This window comes from Burkholderia cenocepacia (assembly GCF_900446215.1).
Taxonomy (GTDB): domain Bacteria; phylum Pseudomonadota; class Gammaproteobacteria; order Burkholderiales; family Burkholderiaceae; genus Burkholderia; species Burkholderia cenocepacia.
Genome location: NZ_UAQZ01000012.1, coordinates 88,393 through 106,497, shown reverse-complemented (window position 1 = coordinate 106,497; position 18,105 = coordinate 88,393). Strand labels below are relative to the sequence as shown.

Here is an 18,105-nt window from a genome sequence, read left to right as displayed (position 1 = left end):
CCCCGAATCATCGATCCCTTTTTAATTTCGACGAAATGGGGTCTTGCCCCTCCGGGATCTATGACTAAAGTTAAAGACGGTGAAATCGGGTGAACGCGTCATTTTTCTCAGGTAAGTTGCTCCGGCGGCAACGCACGTTTTCGAAGTACGCAGGTAGTTCGTCGATGTTCAATCGCAACGCCACGTTTTCGGGAGAAGAAGAAATGGATGCTTCCAGCTTCATCACGTCGCTGCAGACCACGCTAGGCGGATACCTGCCCAAGATCGCCGGCGCGATCGGCATCCTGGTGATCGGCTGGCTGATCGCCGTGGCGGTGCGGGCCGGCGCGTTGCGCCTGCTCAACGCGCTGAAGGTCGATCAGCGGATCACCGACAGCACCGGCCAGGGCGCGTGCGTCGAACGCATCATCGCCGGCGGCCTGTTCTGGCTCGTGCTGCTCGTCACCGCGGTGGGCATCTTCAACGTGCTCAACCTGTACGCGGTCTCCAATCCGTTCTCGCTGCTCGTCACGCACATCGTCACCTACCTGCCGAACCTGATCGGCGGCGCGGCGCTGACGCTGATCGCGTGGCTGATCGCATCGCTGCTGCGCAGCCTCGCGAACCGCGCGCTGAAGGCGAGCAAGGTCGACGCCACGCTGTCCGAAAGCGCCGGCATGCAGCCGATGAGCGGCTATCTCGGCGACGTGCTGTTCTGGCTCGTGATCCTGATGTTCCTGCCGGCGATCCTCGCGTCGTTCGCGCTGTCGGGGCTGCTGTCGCCGGTGCAGGGGATGGTCGACAAGCTGCTCGCGATCGTGCCGAACATTTTCGCGGCCGCGGTGATCGGCTTCGTCGGCTGGGTCGTCGCGCGCGTGCTGCGCGGCCTCGTGACCAATCTGCTGGTCGCGGCCGGCGCCGACCGCCTCACGCAGGGAATCGACAGCCCGACGCCGGTGCGCGTGTCGAGCCTGGTCGGCACGATCGTCTACGTGTTCGTGTTCGTGCCGACGCTGATCTCCGCGCTCGACGCGCTGAAGATCGACGCGATCTCGATCCCCGCGACCAACATGCTGAACCAGTTCCTCGGCGCGGTGCCGGACATCGTCGCGGCGATCGTGATCGTGCTGGTCACGTTCTACTTCGCCCGCTTCGTCGCGTCGCTCGCGCAGAAGCTGCTGGAAGCCGCCGGCGTCGACGGGCTGCCGGCCGTGCTCGGTGTCGAGCGCGTGTTCTCCGGGATCCTGCAGCCGTCAGTGCTGGTCGCGCGGCTGATCGTGTTTTTCGCGATGCTGTTCGCGTCGGTCGAGGCCGCGAACCGGCTCGGTTTCTCGCAGGTGCGCGACGTCGTCACGCTGTTCATCGAATTCGGCGGCCACGTGCTGATGGGCGGCGTGATCCTCGTGATCGGCGTGTGGCTCGCGGGCCTCGCCCGCCGCGTGATCGAGCAGGCCGACCGCGAGCACAGCGTGCTGTTCGCACGCATCGTGCAATTCGCGATCCTCGGCCTCGTGTTCGCGATGGGGCTGCGCGCGATGGGCATCGCCAACGAAATCGTCCAGCTCGCGTTCGGTCTCGTGCTCGGCGCGATCGCGGTGGCCGTTGCGCTGTCGTTCGGCCTCGGCGGTCGCGAGGCGGCCGGCAAGCTGCTCGACCGCTGGTTCAACCAGCGCGGCGGCGGCCAGTAAGCACGGACGATCGGGCCTGCGTCGCGCGGGCCCGGATCGACGTCGCAACGGACGCGGCCGGCGTTTCCGCAAGCGAAACGTCAGCCGCGATCTTTGCCGAATTTCGATAACACGTCGTTTAATGACTCTCTAGCATCGATTCTCAGTCGCGCTGGTCCGCAGGCCCGGCGCCTTTGAGGAGAGAGTCCGATGAAAGCAGAGTCGAATGGCCGGCCCGCCGCCGGCGCCAAGCTGTCCGGCCAGCCCGCGCTGCAGCAGACGCTCGGGACCTGTCAACTGTGGGGCATCGCGGTCGGCCTCGTGATTTCCGGCGAATACTTCGGCTGGAGCTACGGCTGGGCGAGCGCCGGCACGCTGGGTTTCGTAATCACCGCGCTGTTCGTCGCGGCGATGTACACCACCTTCATCTTCAGTTTCACCGAGCTGACGACGTCGATTCCGCATGCGGGCGGCCCGTTCGCGTATGCGCGCCGCGCGTTCGGCCCGACCGGCGGCTATCTGGCCGGCGCCGCGACGCTCGTCGAGTTCGTGTTCGCGCCGCCCGCGATCGCGCTCGCGATCGGCGCGTACCTGCACGTGCAGTTTCCGGGGCTCGAACCGAAACACGCGGCGATGGGCGCGTATCTCGTGTTCATGGCGCTGAACATCGTCGGCGTGCAGATCGCGGCGACCTTCGAGCTCGTCGTCACGCTGCTCGCGATCTTCGAGCTGCTGGTGTTCATGGGCGTCGTGTCGCCGGGTTTCGCGTGGAGCAATTTCACGAAGGGCGGCTGGTCGGGCGCCGATCACTTCAGCCTGGGCGCGTTCCACGGGATGTTCGCGGCGATTCCGTTCGCGATCTGGTTCTTTCTCGCGATCGAAGGCGTCGCGATGGCCGCCGAGGAAGCGAAGAACCCGAAGCGCTCGATTCCGATCGCGTACGTGGCCGGGATCCTGACCCTCGTGGCGCTCGCGATCGGCGTGATGGTGTTCGCCGGCGGCGCGGGCGACTGGACCAAGCTCGCGAACATCAACGATCCGCTGCCGCAGGCGATGAAGTACATCGTCGGCGCGAACAGCGGCTGGATGCACATGCTCGTGTGGCTCGGGCTGTTCGGGCTCGTCGCGTCGTTCCACGGGATCATCCTCGGCTATTCGCGCCAGATCTTCGCGCTGGCCCGCGAAGGCTACCTGCCCGAATGGCTCGCGAAGGTGCATCCGCGCTTCAAGACGCCGTACCGCGCGATCCTCGCGGGCGGCGTGGTCGGGATCGCCGCGATCTACAGCGACGAGCTGATCCAGTTCGGCGGGCAGACGCTCACCGCGAATATCGTGACGATGTCGGTGTTCGGCGCGATCGTGATGTATATCGTGAGCATGGCGGCGCTGTTCAAGCTGCGCCGCTCGCAGCCGAACCTGGAGCGACCGTTCCGCGCGCCGCTGTATCCGATCTTCCCGGCATTCGCGATCCTCGCGGCGCTGGTCTGCCTCGGTACGATGGTGTATTTCAACGGGCTGGTCGCGCTGGTGTTCGTCGGCTTCCTCGCGGTCGGTTACGCGTACTTCCTCGCGACCCGCGCGCAGCGCGCGAGCGCGCCCGGCGACGCGCTGCTCGAGGAGTGAGCGATGCCGACGGTGCAGGCGAAGGTGAAAGTGAAAGGCCGTTCCTGACGGCATCCGGCGCGCCCCGTCGAACGGGTGCGCCGTCGGCTTTTGATCGGGGGCGTGAACCGGCCCCGAGATGGACAAGGAGACTCGCACGATGTCCTATACGGAGACGATCGGTCCGCGCACGTACCGCTTCGCGGACCTGAAGACGCTGCTCGCGAAGGCGAGCCCGCTGCGTTCCGGCGACCAGCTCGCCGGCGTCGCGGCGGCGAGCGAGGAGGAGCGCGTCGCCGCGAAGATCGCGCTCGCGGGCGTGCCGCTGAAGGCGTTCCTGAACGAAGCGGTGATCCCGTATGAAGACGACGAGGTCACGCGCCTCATCATCGACGATCACGACGCGCAGGCGTTCGCCGACATCTCGCACCTCACCGTCGGCGATTTCCGCAACTGGTTGCTGTCGCCCGCGGCCGACGGCGCGGCGCTCGAGCGAATCGCGCCCGGCCTCACGCCCGAGATGGTCGCGGCCGTGTCGAAGCTGATGCGCAACCAGGACCTGATCGCGGCCGCGAGGAAGCGCCGCGTCGTCACGCGCTTTCGCAACACGGTCGGGCTGGCCGGCCGGATGTCGGTGCGGCTGCAGCCGAATCACCCGACCGATGACGTGAAGGGCATCGCCGCATCGATGCTCGACGGGCTGATGTACGGCTGCGGCGACGCGATGATCGGCATCAACCCGGCCACCGACAGCCTCGCGGCGATCGTGAAATTGCTCGCGATGATCGACGGCTTTCGCGAACGCTACGGCGTGCCGACCCAGTCGTGCGTGCTCACGCACGTGACCAACACGATCGCGGCGATCGAGAAGGGCGCGCCGGTCGATCTCGTGTTCCAGTCGATCGCGGGCACCGAGAAGGCCAATGCCAGCTTCGGGATCTCGCTCGCGCTGCTCGGCGAGGCGCGCGAGGCCGCACTGGCGCTGAAGCGCGGCACGGTCGGCAACAACCTGATGTACTTCGAGACGGGCCAGGGCAGCGCGCTGTCGGCGAACGCGCATTTCGGCGTCGACCAGCAGACCTGCGAAGTGCGCGCGTATGCGGTCGCGCGCAAGTTCGAGCCGTTCCTCGTGAACACCGTGGTCGGCTTCATCGGGCCCGAATACCTGTACGACGGCAAGCAGATCATCCGCGCGGGCCTCGAGGATCACTTCTGCGGCAAGCTGCTCGGCGTGCCGATGGGCTGCGACATCTGCTACACGAACCATGCGGAAGCCGACCAGGACGACATGGACACGCTGCTGACGCTGCTGGGGGCGGCCGGCATCAACTTCATCATGGGAATTCCGGGCGCCGACGACGTGATGCTGAACTACCAGAGCACGTCGTTCCATGACCAGCTCTACGTGCGCGAGGTGCTCGGGCTGCGCCGCGCGCCCGAGTTCGAGGAATGGCTGGAGACGATGGAGATCGCCGACGCGCACGGCGCGCTGCGCGCCGCGACGGCGCGCGTGCCGCTGCTCGCGGGGGCGAACGACTGGATGGGGGTGTCCGCATGAGCGACGCCGTCGAAAAGAACCCCTGGGCGCAGCTGAAGTCGTTCACGAACGCGCGGATCGCGCTCGGCCGCGCGGGCAACAGCCTGCCGACCGCGCCGCTGCTGGCCTTCAACCTGTCGCATGCGCAGGCGCGCGACGCGGTGCACCAGCCGCTCGACGCGGATGCGCTGCGGCGCGAGATCGAGGCGGCCGGCATGCTGCCGACGCTGCGCGTGCAGAGCGCCGCGCCCGACCGCGACCATTACCTGCGCCGGCCCGATCTCGGCCGCAAGCTGTCGGACGACAGCCGCGGGCTGCTGGCGGGTTACGGGGCGGCGCTCGACGAGGCGCCCGACGTCGCGTTCGTGGTCGGCGACGGGCTGTCGGCGTTCGCGGCCGCGAAGCAGGCGCTGCCGCTGTTGCAGGCCGTGCGGCCGCGGCTCGATGCGGATGGCTGGCGGATCGGCCCGGTGGTGGTCGCGACGCAGGCGCGCGTCGCGCTCGGCGACGAGATCGGCGAGCTGTTGCGCGCGAAGGTCGTCGCGATGCTGATCGGCGAGCGGCCCGGGCTCAGTTCGCCGGACAGCCTCGGCGTGTATCTGACGTGGGCGCCGAAGGTCGGCTGTCACGACGCGCTGCGCAACTGCATCTCGAACGTGCGGCCCGAAGGACTGCCGCACGCGGCCGCCGCGCACAAGCTGCATTACCTGATGACGCATGCGCGCAGGCTCGGGCTGACGGGCGTCGGGCTGAAGGACGACAGCGACGCGCTGTTGCCGGCGGCGGAAGCGGAGCGGATCGGCGTGACTACCTGAACAGCCGCTCGCACAGGAAATCGACGAACACGCGCAGCTTCGGCGACAACTGCCGGCTCGACGGCCACACGATCGAGAACTGCCCCGGCGCGATCCGGTAGTCGTCGAGCACGGTGACGAGCGCACCGTGTTCGAGTGCGTCGCGCGCGAGGAAGTCGGGCATGTAGCCGATGCCGAGCCCCGCGAGTACGGCGCCACGCAGCGCCTCCATGTTGTTGCAGGTCATCGCGGTGCGCAGCTTCAGCGGTGTGCCGTCGTCGGCCGCGAGCGCCCAGTCCTGCAGCTTGCCGGTGGTCGGAAAGCAGTAGCGCACGCAGTCGTGCGCTTCGAGCTCGCGCGGCGTGCGCGGCGTGCCGGCTTGCGCGAGATACGCGGGCGTCGCGCACAGCACGAACGCGAACGGACCGAGCCGCCGCGACATCAGGCTCGAATCGGACAGCGGGCCGCTGCGGATCACCGCGTCGAAGCCGCCTTCGACCACGTCGACCATCCGGTCGTTGAAATCGAGATCGAGTTCGACGTCCGGGTAGCGCTGCCGGAATTCGGGCAGCACCGGCAGCAGGAAGCGGTAGCCGATCACCGGCAGGCTCACGCGCAGCTTGCCGCGCGGGCGCTGCGCGGACGCCGTCACGGTCGCCTCCGCGTCGCGAAAATCCTCGAGGATGCGCTGGCAACGCTCGTAGAAATGCCGCCCCTCTTCGGTGAGCGTCACGCGCCGCGTCGTGCGATTGAACAGCCGCACGCCGAGCGACTGCTCCAGTTTCGCGATCGTCTTGCCGACCGCCGACGCCGAGATGCCGAGCGCGCGGCCGGCCGCGACGAAGCTCAGCGCTTCGGCGGCGCGGACGAACGCGACGATGCCGGTGAGATTTTCCATCGAATCGAACGACGTGCAGCGACGCACGCTGTCAGGTGAATTACGGAATTTTAGTCCGTTATATGTGGAGCTTCGCGGGGTTTTTCGCGGATTGAATCGGATTTATCGTCTGTCGCTCTGATGGCGCATCCGCGCCGGCTTTTCGAGGAGCGATGATGGATCACCCTGTTTCAGCCGTTTCGGCCCTGGCGGCGCGTCGGCGCGCGTGGGTGCTGGCCGCCGTCTGCATGGCCGCCGTCGCGCTGCCGCTGTCGTTTTCGGGCGGCGCGGTCGCGACACCGGCGATCGGCCGCGACCTGCACGGCAGCCCGGTCGCGATGAACTGGATCACCAACGCGTTCATGCTCGCGTTCGGCAGCTTCCTGATGGCGTCGGGCGCGCTGGCTGACCAGTTCGGCCGCAAGCGCCTGTTCGCGATCGGCGTCGGCGGCTTCACGCTGATGTCGGTCGCGCTCGCGTTCGCGCCGTCGATGCTCGCGGTCGACTTGCTGCGCGCCGCGCAGGGGCTCGCCGCCGCCGCGGCGCTGGCCGGCGGCACGGCCGCGCTCGCGCAGGAATTCGACGGCGCGGCGCGCACGCGTGCGTTCAGCCTGCTCGGCACGACGTTCGGGATCGGACTCGCGTTCGGGCCGGTGCTCGCCGGCGGTTTGATCGGGCATTACGGCTGGCGCGCGATCTTCGTGACGAGCGCGGTGGCCGGCTTGCTGTCGCTCGCGTTCGGGCTGCCGCGCATGCACGAGTCGCGCGATCCGCACGCGACCGGGCTCGACTGGCCCGGCACGGCGGCGTTCACGACCGCGCTGACGCTGTTCACGTTCGGCGTGATCGAGGCGCCCGCGCGCGGCTGGTCGAGCCCGCTCGTGATCGCGCTGCTGGCCGGCGCGGCGCTCGGCGCGTGCACGTTCGTGACGATCGAGACGCGCGTCGCGCGGCCGATGCTCGACCTGTCGCTGTTTCGCATCGCGCGCTTCGTCGGCGTGCAGGTGCTGCCGGTGTCGACCTGCTGCTGCTACATCGTGCTGCTCGTCGTGCTGCCGCTGCGCTTCATCGGCATCGACGGTTTCAGCGAGATCGACGCCGGCTGGCTGATGCTCGCGATTTCCGCGCCGATGCTGGTCGTGCCGCTCGTCGCGGCGACGCTCACGCGCTGGCTGTCGGCCGGCGTGATTTCAGGGCTCGGGCTGCTGGTCGCGGCAGCCGGGCTCGTGTGGCTCGGAATCGCGTTGCGCGGCGGCGCGGGGCCGGCGGCGATCGCGCCGATGCTCGCGATCGGTGTCGGCGCCGGCATGCCGTGGGGGCTGATGGACGGGCTGTCGGTGAGCGTCGTGCCGAAGGAGCGCGCGGGGATGGCGACGGGCATTTTCAGCACGACGCGCGTGGCCGGCGAGGGGATCGCGCTGGCGATTGTCGGCGCGGTACTGGCCGCGCTCGCGCAAGCGGGGCTCGCGCACGCGGCAGGGGCGGCCGGTGCGGCCGATGCGCCGGATGCGACGCTGCGGGCCGCCGCGCGGCTCGCGACCGGCGATCTCGCGGGCGCGGCGGCCGCGTTGCCGGGCGTCGGTCGGGCGGCGTTGATCGCGAGCTACACGCACGCGTTCGACCGGCTGCTGATGGGGCTGGCCGTCGTCACCGTGCTGTGCGCGGTGGTGGTGTTCGGGTTTCTCGGCCGGCGGCCGGCCGCCGATGAAACGGGGGACGATGCGGACGGCCGCGCGCCCGCCGATGCGTCGGCGCGCAGCCGGATCGAGCCGGCCTGCGCGGAGACGCACGGGCGGTGAGTGTTGCATCGCGACGCGTCGACGCGTCGGTACATCGGCACATCGGCACATCGGCATTTCGGCATTTCGGCACATCGGCATTTCGGTTGATGCAGCCGCCGTGCCCGCATGGTCGGCTGGCCAGCGCGTCACCCGTCGCGCATCACGCCAGCACGAGCGGCGGCAGCGCCGCATCCGCGCGCGCCTGCGCACGTTCCACATCGATTACCAGATAGCGCAACGCGTCCGGCCACAGGTGCGCGCGCGCTTGCGCATCCTCGTCGAGCGTCGCGCGGCCCTGCACGAGCCAGGTCGTCTGGCGCACGAAATCGACGAACAGCAGCGCGATGGCCGGATTCACGAGCAGGTTGCCGATCGTGTTGAGCAGGTTGTTGCCCGCGAAATCGGGCAGCACCAGCGTGCGGCGATCCGGGATATCGACGAGCGGCGTGAACGAGCCGTCGGCGCGCGGCTGGCGGCCGCGGTACGAACAGTCGCCGTTACCGGCCGCGTCGGCGGTCGCGACGATCAAGAAAGCCTGCTCGCGGATGAATGCGATGGCGTCGTCGGTCAGGGGGCCGCGATCGTTCATGGTGTCGGTCGGCGCGTGCGCCGTGGCGTGGGGATCGGTGATCCGCACGCAAGCGACATGCCACACGCGGCGGCGCGCCTCCACGGGCAGCGCCCCTGCGCGCACTGTGGAAATTCCGAACAGCGATCCCGTCGCTGCGCAATCGCGGTGTTCAGAATCGGTACACCCGCCGTGTTGCGTGCGTGAACACTGCACGGTGCGAACACGGGCCGGCCGCGATCGACATGCCCCCGGTCCGTTTGGCACGCATGTTGCGTAAACGGGACCAGCGCATTCCAACCGGCGCTGTACTCACACAAGCACGATGAACAGGAGACATGTATGAACCCGTTTGACCTGAAGCAACTGGGCCTCGACGTCGAATACCCGTACCGTCAGCAATACGACAACTACATCGGCGGCAAGTGGGTGGCGCCCGTGAAGGGCGAGTATTTCGAGAACGTGTCGCCGATCAACGGCCAGCCGTTCTGCCGCATCCCGCGCTCCGGCGCCGACGACATCGAGCTGGCGCTCGACGCCGCGCATGCCGCGCGCCGCAAGTGGGGCAAGACGTCCGTCGCCGAGCGCGCGAACTTGCTGCTCGCCGCCGCCGACCGGATGGAAAAGAACCTGAAGCTGCTGGCCGTGGCCGAGACGATCGACAACGGCAAGCCGCTGCGCGAGACGATGGCGGCCGACCTGCCGCTCGCGATCGACCACTTCCGCTATTTCGCGGGCTGCATCCGCGCGCAGGAAGGCGGCATCTCCGAAATCGACGACAACACCGTCGCGTACCATTTCCACGAGCCGCTCGGCGTGGTCGGCCAGATCATCCCGTGGAACTTCCCGCTGCTGATGGCCGCGTGGAAGCTCGCGCCGGCGCTCGCGGCCGGCTGCTGCGTGGTGATGAAGCCGGCCGAGCAGACGCCCGCGTCGGTGCTCGTGCTGATGGAGCTGATCGGCGACCTGTTCCCGGCCGGCACGATCAACATCGTGAACGGCTTCGGCAAGGAAGCGGGCGAAGCGCTCGCGACCAGCAAGCGGATCGCGAAGATCGCGTTCACGGGCTCGACGCCGGTCGGCAAGCACATCCTGCGCGCGGCGGCCGACAGCCTGATCCCGTCGACGGTCGAGCTGGGCGGCAAGAGCCCGAACATCTTCTTCGCCGACGTGCTCGACCAGGACGACGCGTTCCTCGACAAGGCGCTCGAAGGGCTCGCGATGTTCGCGCTGAACCAGGGCGAGGTGTGCACGTGCCCGTCGCGGATCCTGATCCAGGAATCGATCTACGAACGCTTCATCGAGAAGGCCGTCGCGCGCGTCGAGCGCATCAAGTCCGGCCACCCGCTCGACCTGCAGACGATGATCGGCGCGCAGGCGTCGCAGCAGCAGCTCGACAAGATCCTGTCATACATCGACATCGGCCGCGGCGAAGGCGCGCAATGCCTGACGGGCGGCGAGCGCGCGGCGCCGGCCGCCGACCTCGGCACGGGCTACTACGTGAAGCCGACGATGCTGCTCGGCAACAACAAGATGCGCGTGTTCCAGGAGGAGATCTTCGGGCCGGTCGCGTCGGTGATGACGTTCAAGGACGAGCAGGAAGCGATCGAACTCGCGAACGACACGTTCTACGGGCTCGGCGCCGGCGTGTGGACGCGCAACGGCACGCGTGCGTACCGGATGGGCCGCGAGGTCGAGGCCGGCCGCGTGTGGACCAACTGCTACCACCTGTACCCCGCGCATGCGGCGTTCGGCGGCTACAAGCAGTCGGGGATCGGCCGCGAGACGCACAAGATGGCGCTGTCGAACTATCAGCAGACGAAGTGCCTGCTGGTCAGCTACCAGGCCGAGGCGCTCGGGTTCTTCTGATCGCCGAAGCCGGCGCGACGTGTCGGGGGCCGGTTGGGCCCCGTACGTCGCCCGGTTCGATTTCCCTGTTCGACAGTCGGCGCGGGCTGCGTTGTTGGCGGCCGGCGCCGGCCACGCTGCCGACCGCCGCGCATGCGCGGCGGTACGGCGCGCCGATGCATACGACGACCCCCAGCATGGCAGAACCGCCCCGATCCTTTCCCCGTCACCCGGTATTTCATCCGGGCGAACTCGACGCGCAACACCGCTTCGGCGTCGCCGACGAAGCCGAGCGGATGAGCGACGCCGTGACGACGCGGCTGAGCCTCGGCGTGCGGCAGTTCGTCGAATCGCAGCCGTTCATGTTCGTCGGCATGGCATCCGGCGCGGGTGCCTCGATGACCTGCGACATCGTGCAGAGCCGACGCGACGCGAACGGCGATCTGCTGCCGGTGGTACGCGTGATCGACACGAAGACGCTGCGGTTCGCGTTGCCCGCCGCGCATGGCGGCGACGGCGGCCGGATCGACGCGGCCGCCTGCGACGGCAGGGGCGTCGGATTGCTGTTCGTCGATTTCGTGCGCGGCCTGCGCTACCGGATCAACGGTCGCGCCACGCTGCGCGCCGATCTGCCGGAAGCGGACGCGGCGCCGTGGGCGGCGGGCAGCGCGATCGTCGAGCTGGCGATCGCGCACGCATACGGCAATTGCGGCACGCGGGTCGTGCGGCTGAAGCCGGCCCGGTAGCCGGCATCCGGGCGCGGGCGGCGGCGCGCATGCGCGCTCGCCGCGCGGATCGCACCGGCGGCGTGCGCGGCATGCCGCCTTCGGGTGCGCCCGCATGGCGCGCGGCGGCCGGACAGCGTGGAATGGCGGGTTGCTCGCCGGGCCGTGCGGTTCGGCACGGGACTTGCGTGGCACGCAGGGTTCCGCGCAGGTGAGGGAGAACACGATGGATCAACACGTGGTGAGTACGGAAGAACCGACCGCCGAAGACACGCGGCGCAGCGCGCAGGGCGACGATGCGTTCGCCGGGCAGGCCGTCGTCAGCGTCGCGCACGATGCGGACGAGCAGGCGCGCAACCTGATCGGCTGGCGGCAGACCTACGACCAGCTCGCGGCCGGCCGCTTCGTCGGCACGCTGACCGAGCTGCCGCTCGACACGATGAAGCTGTTTCGCGAATCGACCAGCCATCTGCTGCGCCAGGCGTGCGAAGTGCGCGGCGATGCGTACTGGTTCGGCATTCCGCTCGTGTGCGACGGCTCGGCGCGCGTCGATGCGTGCCGCATCGGCCCCGGCGCGCTCGCATTCCGGCCCGGCAACGTCGAATTCGAACTGGTGACGCCCGCGCAGTTCTCGATCTACGGCGTCGTCGTGCGCGGCGACGTGCTGCGCCGCTATGCCGAGGACGTCGAGCGCCGCGCGCTCGACGAGCGGCTGTTCACGCAGCGCGTGATGCAGGTCGGCGATGCGCGGCTCGCGCGGCTGTGCGCGCTGCTCGGCCGCCGGCTCGACGGGGCGGTGGCGATGGCCGGCCCGCTGCCCGATGCGCAGCGCGACGACCTGCAGGCCGAAGTGCTGGCCGCACTGTTCGATGCCTGCGCGCAGCCGGCCGACGACGGCAGCGGCGGCGCGCCGTCGACGCGCCGCTGGCTCGTCGACCAGGCGCGCGACTACGTGCTCGCGCACCGCACGCGCCCGGTCGGCGTGCCCGAGCTGTGCGAGCAGTTGCACGTGAGCCGGCGCACGCTGCAGTACTGTTTCCAGGACGTGCTCGGCATGGCGCCCGCGACCTACCTGCGCACGCTGCGGCTGAACGGCGCGCGGCGCGACCTGTGCGGGCGCGCGGCGGGGTCGGTGCAGGACGTCGCGGAGGCGTGGGGTTTCTGGCATCTCAGCCAGTTCGCGACCGATTACCGGCGCCTGTTCGGCAAGCGGCCGTCGGAGACGCTGCGCGATCGCGCGTGAGGGGCTTGGCGGGAAGGCGGGCTGCAGTGGTGCTGACGCGGTGGGCGTGCCGCTACTGGCTTGATCGTTCCGCCCGCCGCTGCGCAGGCTTCGCTCAGATGGCCTGTGCAGTCACGTCGCGCGGTGCGGGCCACGCGAGCGCGTCCCAGTCGATTGCGCGGTAAGCGGCTTCGACCGCCGCCAGATCGTCCGGCCGCTCGCTCCGATGCAGCCCGTGCAATGCGGCCGGCACGTCGAGCGTGACGGGCACGCAATGCGGATAGTCGCGCACGCGCAGCGCCGGGCCGATCGTCGTGAAGCATGCGAGCGTCGGCACGTCGAAACCGTCGGCGAGATGCAGGGCCGCCGTGTCCGGCGCGAACAGCAGGCTCGCTCCCTTGATCCAGGCGATGAAGCGCGCGGTGTCGGCCGCGTCGCTGCTCACATCCACGTAAGCCGGATGCGCGAGCGGACCGAAGCCGACTACCGGCAATCCGTAACGCTGCGCGAGCCGATCCACGAACGCGACGCGCAGCGCGGGCGGCACGCTGCGCACCGCGGTGCTCGCACTCGGGCAGAACAGCACGTACGGCCGCTGCCATTCGGCCGGCAGCGCGGGCAGCGGCAGCCGCGCGAGCCAGCGGTTGCGCTTCGCGGCGGCCGGCACGGCGGCCGGATCGACGCCGAGCGCGTCGAGGAAAAAGTCGATCATCGGCAGCCGCGCGAACGCGGGCCAGTACAGGTGATTGCCGACGTCGATGCAGTGCGTCTCCGTGGCCAGCGCTTCGGCGGGGTACGGCAGCGCGCGCGACGGCGCGACGACGTCGGCCGCGAGCGCGTACAGCGCATCGACATAGCGCGGCGCGCGCGCCGGCCGGTACAGCGTGAAGCGCAGGCCCGGATGGGCATCCCGCAACGCGGCGAGGGCCGTCATCCCGATCACCGAATCGCCGAGCGTGACGCCCATTCCGTTGATCACGTGCACGTGCCGCGCCGCGCCGTAGTCGAGCCGGAACGGTCGGGACGCGGCGTGCCGCAGGCCGAGCGCGGGCGCGGCCGCTACATGGCCTTCGGCGCGCGCGTCGCCCTGCTCGAGGTCGTACGGTGCGACGAGCGTGCCGTCGGGCGCGAGCAGCGTGCCGGGGCAGGTCAGCGCGTCGTCGTGCGACAGCGCGGCGACGGGCGGCGTGGCGTGCATGTCGCCCGACGTCATGCGCCGCGCGCGCGGCGGCCCTGCTCGCGGATCTGCTCGAGCGTCGCGGCGGGTGTGCTGGCGTCCTGCGGGATGCGGATCTCGATCACCGCGGGCAGCCCGCAGGTCAACGCGCGTTCGAGCGCGGGCGCGAAATCGGCGGTGCGCTCGACCGTCTCGCCATGCGCGCCGAACGCACGCGCATACGCGGCGAAATCCGGATTCGTGAGCCCCGTGCCGTGCACGCGGCCCGGGTAGTTACGCTCCTGATGCATGCGGATCGTGCCGAAATGACCGTTGTTGACGACGATCGCGACGATGTTCAGCCCGTATTGCATCGCGGTCGCGAGCTCGTTGCCGGCCATCATGAAGCAGCCGTCGCCCGCGAGCGCGACGACGGCGCGCTGCGGATACAGCGACTTCGCGGCGAGCGCGGCCGGCAGCCCGTAGCCCATCGCGCCGCTCGTCGGCGCGAGCTGCGAACGGTAGTGCCGGTACGCGAAGTGGCGATGCAGCCAGATCGCATAGTTGCCCGCGCCGTTGGTCAGGATCGCGTCGTGCGGCAGGCGCTCGCGCAACTGCACCATCACGTCGCCGAGCTGCACGTCGCCGGGCATCGGCAGCGGCGCATGCCATTCGCGGTATGCGCGGTGCGCGTCGGCGGCCGCGCCGGCCCACGCGGGCCGCTCCGGCGGTTCGAGCGCGGCCAGCGGCGCGGCGATCTCGGGCATGCCCGACACGATCGGCAGGTCGGCGGCGTACACGCGGCCGAGTTCGTCCGCGCCCTGATGCACGTGGATCAGCGTCTGGCGCGTTTTCGGGATGTCGAGCAGCGTGTAGCCGCCGGTCGTCGCTTCGCCGAGGCGCGGCCCGATCACGAGCAGCAGGTCGGCGTCGCGGATGCGTTTCGCGAGCGCGGGGTTGATGCCGAGCCCGACGTCGCCCGCGTAGTTCGGGTGCGCGTTGTCGATCGTGTCCTGGAAGCGGAACGCGCACGCGACCGGCAATTGCCAGCGTTCGACGAAGGTGCGCAGGTTCGCGCAGGCGTCGGGCGTCCAGCCGCTGCCGCCGACGATCGCGAACGGTCGTTCCGCGCGCGCGAGCCGCTCGCGCAGCTCGTCGAGCTGCGCGGCCGACGGCGCCGCCGCGATGCGTTTCGCGGCCGGTGCGACGGGCTGCGGCGCGCACGCGTCGGACAGCACGTCCTCCGGCAGCGCGAGCACGACCGGGCCGGGCCGGCCGGACGTCGCGACGTGGAACGCATGGCTCAGGTATTCGGGGATGCGGCGCGGGTCGTCGATCTGCGCGACCCATTTCGCCATCTGGCCGAACATCCGGCGGTAGTCGATTTCCTGGAAGGCTTCGCGGTCGAGGTGTTCGCGTGCGCACTGGCCGACGAACAGGATCATCGGCGTCGAATCCTGGAACGCGGTATGCACGCCGATCGACGCATGGGTCGCGCCGGGCCCGCGCGTGACGAACGCGATGCCCGGGCGGCCGGTCAGCTTGCCGACCGCTTCGGCCATGTTCGCGGCGGCCGCCTCGTGGCGACAGACGACCGTCTGGATGCGGGCGGTGTCGTCCGCGAGCGCATCGAGCACGGCGAGGAAACTTTCGCCCGGCACGCAGAACACGCGTTCGACGTGATTGGCGAGCAACGCATCGACGAGCAGTCGCGCACCGGTGGTGGTGCGCGGCTCGAGATCCTTGGAATGCGACATGGGCTGCCGTCTCCCTGGGTAGCGGGACGTACAGCTTACGCCGGATGGCCGGGCGCTGAAAAGTGTCGGAACGTCGGGTGGTTCGGTGCGGGTCCCGGCTTCGGCTGGCTGATCGGCCAGCTTGTGCGCGTGGGCGCGACGGCGGAAAGTCAGGGCTACGGACACTGAGCCGGACGCTGCTTCCAGCGTGAAAGCGGGTCGACCAAATAACAATAAATCGGGAGGCCATTCAATAGTAAAATTTCAACGGGTGAGTAAAAAATGGGGCAAGAATCGCCATGACGACCGAAACGATCGATCAAAAGACGCTGACGGAGCTGGTCGAAGCCGGCGCGGTGCGTGCGGCCCGCGTGGTCGGTTGCGGCAACGGCTGGGCGCTCTCGGCCCGCTGCGGCGCGCACGAGCGTTTCCTGTCGGCCAAGCGCGGCGACGTGCGGGTGTTTCGCCGATTTGAAACGCTGGTCGGCTTTCTGCGTGACATCGGTATCAGCCGGTTCGATGTGGATGCGTCGGCCTTCGATCCGGATGCGGCCGGCCGGGCGACGCGGCCCGATCGGGCGGTGGCGTTGAAGGCGGCACACGAGGCGGCGGCCCACGATCGCTGGTTTCGGGAGCAGGTGCAGCAGGCGCTGGACGACCCGCGTGCGTCGATTCCGGACGCCGAAGTCAGCGCCGACTTCGCGTCGCGCCGTGCGGCACTGCGTGATCGGCTCGCGGGCAGGCGTGGGGATGTTTCTTGACCCTGGCGCTGCACTGGAACCCGAAGGCGCTGGAGGATCGCGCCGCGATCATGGACTACATCGCCGAGGACGACCCGCTGGCTGCGGTCGAACTCGACGAACGGCTGGAAGAAAGGGCGGTGGCGCTACCGGCCCACGCCGAGTTGTATCGGCAAGGGCGGGTGGCCGGCACACGCGAGCTGGTGATCGCGCCGAACTATGTGCTCGTGTACCGAATCCGGCCGGCCGATGGCATCGTGGAGATTCTCCGCGTACTGCATGCGCGACGGCAATGGCCGTAATGCGCGATATTCGCCGTTCTGGTGACCAACAACGAGCGGGATTTCGCGAGTACCCGGGATTGCGGCTCGAGAACTGGTTGAACGATTGATGTGTGCACGCCGGGACCCGGCGGTCATGCAAGCGTTCATTCGTCCCGCATGACCGCCTGATCCAGCATCAGCACTCGACGATATTCACCGCCAGCCCGCCGCGCGACGTTTCCTTGTACTTGGTCTTCATGTCGGCGCCCGTCTCGCGCATCGTCTTGATCACGGAGTCGAGCGACACGTAGTGCGAGCCGTCACCGCGCAGCGCCATGCGCGCCGCGTTGACGGCTTTCACCGACGCCATCGCGTTGCGTTCGATGCACGGGATCTGCACCATCCCGCCCACCGGGTCGCAGGTCAGGCCGAGGTTGTGCTCCATCCCGATCTCGGCCGCGTTCTCGACCTGCTGCGGCGTGCCGCCGAGCACGGCCGCGAGTGCGCCGGCGGCCATCGAGCACGCGACGCCCACTTCGCCCTGGCAACCGACTTCCGCGCCGGAGATCGACGCGTTGAGCTTGTACAGGATGCCGATCGCGGCGGCCGTCAGCAGGAAATCGATCACGCCCTGTTCGTTCGCGCCGGGCGTGAAGCGCGTGTAGTAGTGCAGCACCGCCGGGATGATGCCGGCCGCGCCGTTGGTCGGCGCGGTGACGACGCGGCCGCCGGCCGCGTTTTCCTCGTTGACCGCGATCGCGTACAGGTTGATCCAGTCGATCATCGACAGCGGGTCCTGCAGCGCGCGCTCAGGGCTGCCCGTCAGCGTGCGGTACAGCTGCGGCGCGCGGCGCTTGACCTGGAACGGGCCGGGCAGGTTGCCGTCGGCGTCCGGGTTGCCGATCCCGCAGCCGCGCGACACGCACGACTGCATCACGGCCCAGATCTTCAGCAGCCCGTCGCGCGTTTCTTCCTCGGTGTGCCACGCGCGCTCGTTTTCCCACATCAGTTGCGCGATCGACTTGCCGGTCGACGCGGTCAGCGCGAGCAGCTCCGCGCCGGTGCGGAACGGGTGCGTCATCTGCTCGGCCGCGCTCAGCACCTTGGTGTTCGGTGCGCCGGCCGTCACGACGAAGCCGCCGCCGACCGACAGATAAGTGCGCTCGACCAGCACCGCGCCGTTCGCGTCGCTCGCGCGCAGCTTCATCCCGTTCGGATGTTCGGGCAGCGCCTGGCGGTAGAACGCGATGTTGTCCTTCAGCACGAACGGCACCGGATGCGTGCCGAGCAGCGCGAGTTGCTTCGTCTTGCGGACGTCTTCGAGTCGCGCGTCGATCGTGTCGGGATCGACGGTGTCGGGCGCGTCGCCGAGCAGGCCGAGCATCACGCCGCGGTCGGTGCCGTGGCCCTTGCCGGTGGCGCCGAGCGAGCCGTACAGCTCGACCTTCACGTGGGCCGTCGCGTCGAGCAGCCCGTCGCGCTCGAGGCCCTGGACGAACATCAGCGCCGCGCGCATCGGTCCGACCGTGTGCGAACTGGACGGACCGATGCCGATCTTGAAGAGGTCAAACACGCTGACTGCCATTTCGATACCTGCCTTGCGATAAGAA

The 18,105-nt window shown here is 69.2% G+C and carries 15 protein-coding genes; 10 read left to right on the top strand and 5 right to left on the bottom strand.

The features are described from left to right. Window positions 1–203: 203 nt before the first annotated feature. The 4 genes from DTA15_RS17815 to eutC all read left to right on the top strand — a co-directional run bounded on the left by DTA15_RS17815 (window position 204) and on the right by eutC (window position 5,600). The gene (locus tag DTA15_RS17815) at window positions 204–1,667 is read left to right on the top strand and encodes a mechanosensitive ion channel (RefSeq protein ID WP_012492248.1); all 1,464 of its coding nucleotides are present in this window, start codon (window positions 204–206) and stop codon (window positions 1,665–1,667) included. A 189-nt stretch (window positions 1,668–1,856) separates the two neighbouring features. After that, window positions 1,857–3,269: an ethanolamine permease gene (gene eat / locus DTA15_RS17810; RefSeq protein ID WP_006489522.1), complete on the top strand. Its 1,413-nt coding sequence runs from the start codon at window positions 1,857–1,859 to the stop codon at window positions 3,267–3,269. Between the two features lie 139 nt (window positions 3,270–3,408). Further along, entirely contained in the window at window positions 3,409–4,806 is a 1,398-nt protein-coding gene (locus DTA15_RS17805; protein WP_006489528.1) for an ethanolamine ammonia-lyase subunit EutB, read from the top strand. Then, complete coding sequence (gene eutC / locus DTA15_RS17800) at window positions 4,803–5,600, top strand: ethanolamine ammonia-lyase subunit EutC (protein ID WP_006489519.1); 798 nt, start codon at window positions 4,803–4,805, stop codon at window positions 5,598–5,600. Before DTA15_RS17805 ends, eutC begins: the two co-directional genes overlap by 4 nt. Here eutC and DTA15_RS17795 read toward each other — a convergent pair. After that, window positions 5,593–6,477, bottom strand: coding sequence for a LysR family transcriptional regulator (locus tag DTA15_RS17795; protein WP_012492249.1), 885 nt, complete (start codon window positions 6,475–6,477; stop codon window positions 5,593–5,595). The genes eutC and DTA15_RS17795 overlap by 8 nt on opposite strands. 155 nt (window positions 6,478–6,632) lie before the next feature. On the opposite strand from DTA15_RS17795, the gene DTA15_RS17790 reads away from it, so the two are divergent. Continuing rightward, window positions 6,633–8,255: an MFS transporter gene (locus DTA15_RS17790; RefSeq protein ID WP_020979463.1), complete on the top strand. Its 1,623-nt coding sequence runs from the start codon at window positions 6,633–6,635 to the stop codon at window positions 8,253–8,255. Window positions 8,256–8,397: 142 nt separating this feature from the next. Here DTA15_RS17790 and DTA15_RS17785 read toward each other — a convergent pair whose 3' ends face one another. Further along, on the bottom strand, window positions 8,398–8,826 hold the full coding sequence (locus tag DTA15_RS17785; RefSeq protein ID WP_034178592.1) for a pyridoxamine 5'-phosphate oxidase family protein: 429 nt from the start codon (window positions 8,824–8,826) through the stop codon (window positions 8,398–8,400). A 321-nt stretch (window positions 8,827–9,147) separates the two neighbouring features. On the opposite strand from DTA15_RS17785, the gene exaC reads away from it, so the two are divergent. The 3 genes from exaC (at window position 9,148) to DTA15_RS17770 (ending at window position 12,621) form a co-directional block, all read left to right on the top strand. Then, window positions 9,148–10,674 carry an acetaldehyde dehydrogenase ExaC gene (exaC, locus tag DTA15_RS17780; RefSeq protein WP_006489874.1) on the top strand — a complete coding sequence of 509 codons (1,527 nt, stop codon included), beginning with the start codon at window positions 9,148–9,150 and terminating at the stop codon, window positions 10,672–10,674. A 176-nt stretch (window positions 10,675–10,850) separates the two neighbouring features. Next, window positions 10,851–11,399: a hypothetical protein gene (locus tag DTA15_RS17775; RefSeq protein ID WP_006489872.1), complete on the top strand. Its 549-nt coding sequence runs from the start codon at window positions 10,851–10,853 to the stop codon at window positions 11,397–11,399. Between the two features lie 205 nt (window positions 11,400–11,604). Continuing rightward, window positions 11,605–12,621, top strand: a complete 1,017-nt coding sequence (locus DTA15_RS17770) for a helix-turn-helix domain-containing protein (protein WP_006493582.1) — start codon at window positions 11,605–11,607, stop codon at window positions 12,619–12,621. Window positions 12,622–12,715: 94 nt separating this feature from the next. Here DTA15_RS17770 and DTA15_RS17765 read toward each other — a convergent pair whose 3' ends face one another. Continuing rightward, window positions 12,716–13,813, bottom strand: coding sequence for a glycosyltransferase family 9 protein (locus tag DTA15_RS17765; RefSeq protein WP_006483320.1), 1,098 nt, complete (start codon window positions 13,811–13,813; stop codon window positions 12,716–12,718). After that, window positions 13,810–15,513: a thiamine pyrophosphate-binding protein gene (locus tag DTA15_RS17760; RefSeq protein WP_012492253.1), complete on the bottom strand. Its 1,704-nt coding sequence runs from the start codon at window positions 15,511–15,513 to the stop codon at window positions 13,810–13,812. Before DTA15_RS17760 ends, DTA15_RS17765 begins: the two co-directional genes overlap by 4 nt. Before the next feature lie 278 nt (window positions 15,514–15,791). Here DTA15_RS17760 and DTA15_RS17755 point away from each other — a divergent pair, with 278 nt between their 5' ends. Together DTA15_RS17755 and DTA15_RS17750 are read left to right on the top strand one after the other, a co-directional pair. Beyond that, window positions 15,792–16,253: a ParC-related protein gene (locus DTA15_RS17755; RefSeq protein ID WP_006485674.1), complete on the top strand. Its 462-nt coding sequence runs from the start codon at window positions 15,792–15,794 to the stop codon at window positions 16,251–16,253. Continuing rightward, entirely contained in the window at window positions 16,250–16,534 is a 285-nt protein-coding gene (locus DTA15_RS17750) for a type II toxin-antitoxin system RelE/ParE family toxin (RefSeq protein ID WP_006485672.1), read from the top strand. Before DTA15_RS17755 ends, DTA15_RS17750 begins: the two co-directional genes overlap by 4 nt. A gap of 157 nt (window positions 16,535–16,691) precedes the next feature. Here DTA15_RS17750 and DTA15_RS17745 read toward each other — a convergent pair whose 3' ends face one another. After that, window positions 16,692–18,080, bottom strand: coding sequence for an L-serine ammonia-lyase (locus DTA15_RS17745; RefSeq protein WP_006485681.1), 1,389 nt, complete (start codon window positions 18,078–18,080; stop codon window positions 16,692–16,694). Between the last annotated feature and the right edge of the window lie 25 nt (window positions 18,081–18,105).

Coding starts and splice junctions, on each gene's coding strand:
- DTA15_RS17815 (WP_012492248.1), top strand. CDS start 204: ATGGATGCTTCCAGCTTCATCACGTCGCTGCAGACCACGCTAGGCGGA.
- eat (WP_006489522.1), top strand. CDS start 1,857: ATGAAAGCAGAGTCGAATGGCCGGCCCGCCGCCGGCGCCAAGCTGTCC.
- DTA15_RS17805 (WP_006489528.1), top strand. CDS start 3,409: ATGTCCTATACGGAGACGATCGGTCCGCGCACGTACCGCTTCGCGGAC.
- eutC (WP_006489519.1), top strand. CDS start 4,803: ATGAGCGACGCCGTCGAAAAGAACCCCTGGGCGCAGCTGAAGTCGTTC.
- DTA15_RS17795 (WP_012492249.1), bottom strand. CDS start 6,477: ATGGAAAATCTCACCGGCATCGTCGCGTTCGTCCGCGCCGCCGAAGCG.
- DTA15_RS17790 (WP_020979463.1), top strand. CDS start 6,633: ATGGATCACCCTGTTTCAGCCGTTTCGGCCCTGGCGGCGCGTCGGCGC.
- DTA15_RS17785 (WP_034178592.1), bottom strand. CDS start 8,826: ATGAACGATCGCGGCCCCCTGACCGACGACGCCATCGCATTCATCCGC.
- exaC (WP_006489874.1), top strand. CDS start 9,148: ATGAACCCGTTTGACCTGAAGCAACTGGGCCTCGACGTCGAATACCCG.
- DTA15_RS17775 (WP_006489872.1), top strand. CDS start 10,851: ATGGCAGAACCGCCCCGATCCTTTCCCCGTCACCCGGTATTTCATCCG.
- DTA15_RS17770 (WP_006493582.1), top strand. CDS start 11,605: ATGGATCAACACGTGGTGAGTACGGAAGAACCGACCGCCGAAGACACG.
- DTA15_RS17765 (WP_006483320.1), bottom strand. CDS start 13,813: ATGACGTCGGGCGACATGCACGCCACGCCGCCCGTCGCCGCGCTGTCG.
- DTA15_RS17760 (WP_012492253.1), bottom strand. CDS start 15,513: ATGTCGCATTCCAAGGATCTCGAGCCGCGCACCACCACCGGTGCGCGA.
- DTA15_RS17755 (WP_006485674.1), top strand. CDS start 15,792: ATGACGACCGAAACGATCGATCAAAAGACGCTGACGGAGCTGGTCGAA.
- DTA15_RS17745 (WP_006485681.1), bottom strand. CDS start 18,080: ATGGCAGTCAGCGTGTTTGACCTCTTCAAGATCGGCATCGGTCCGTCC.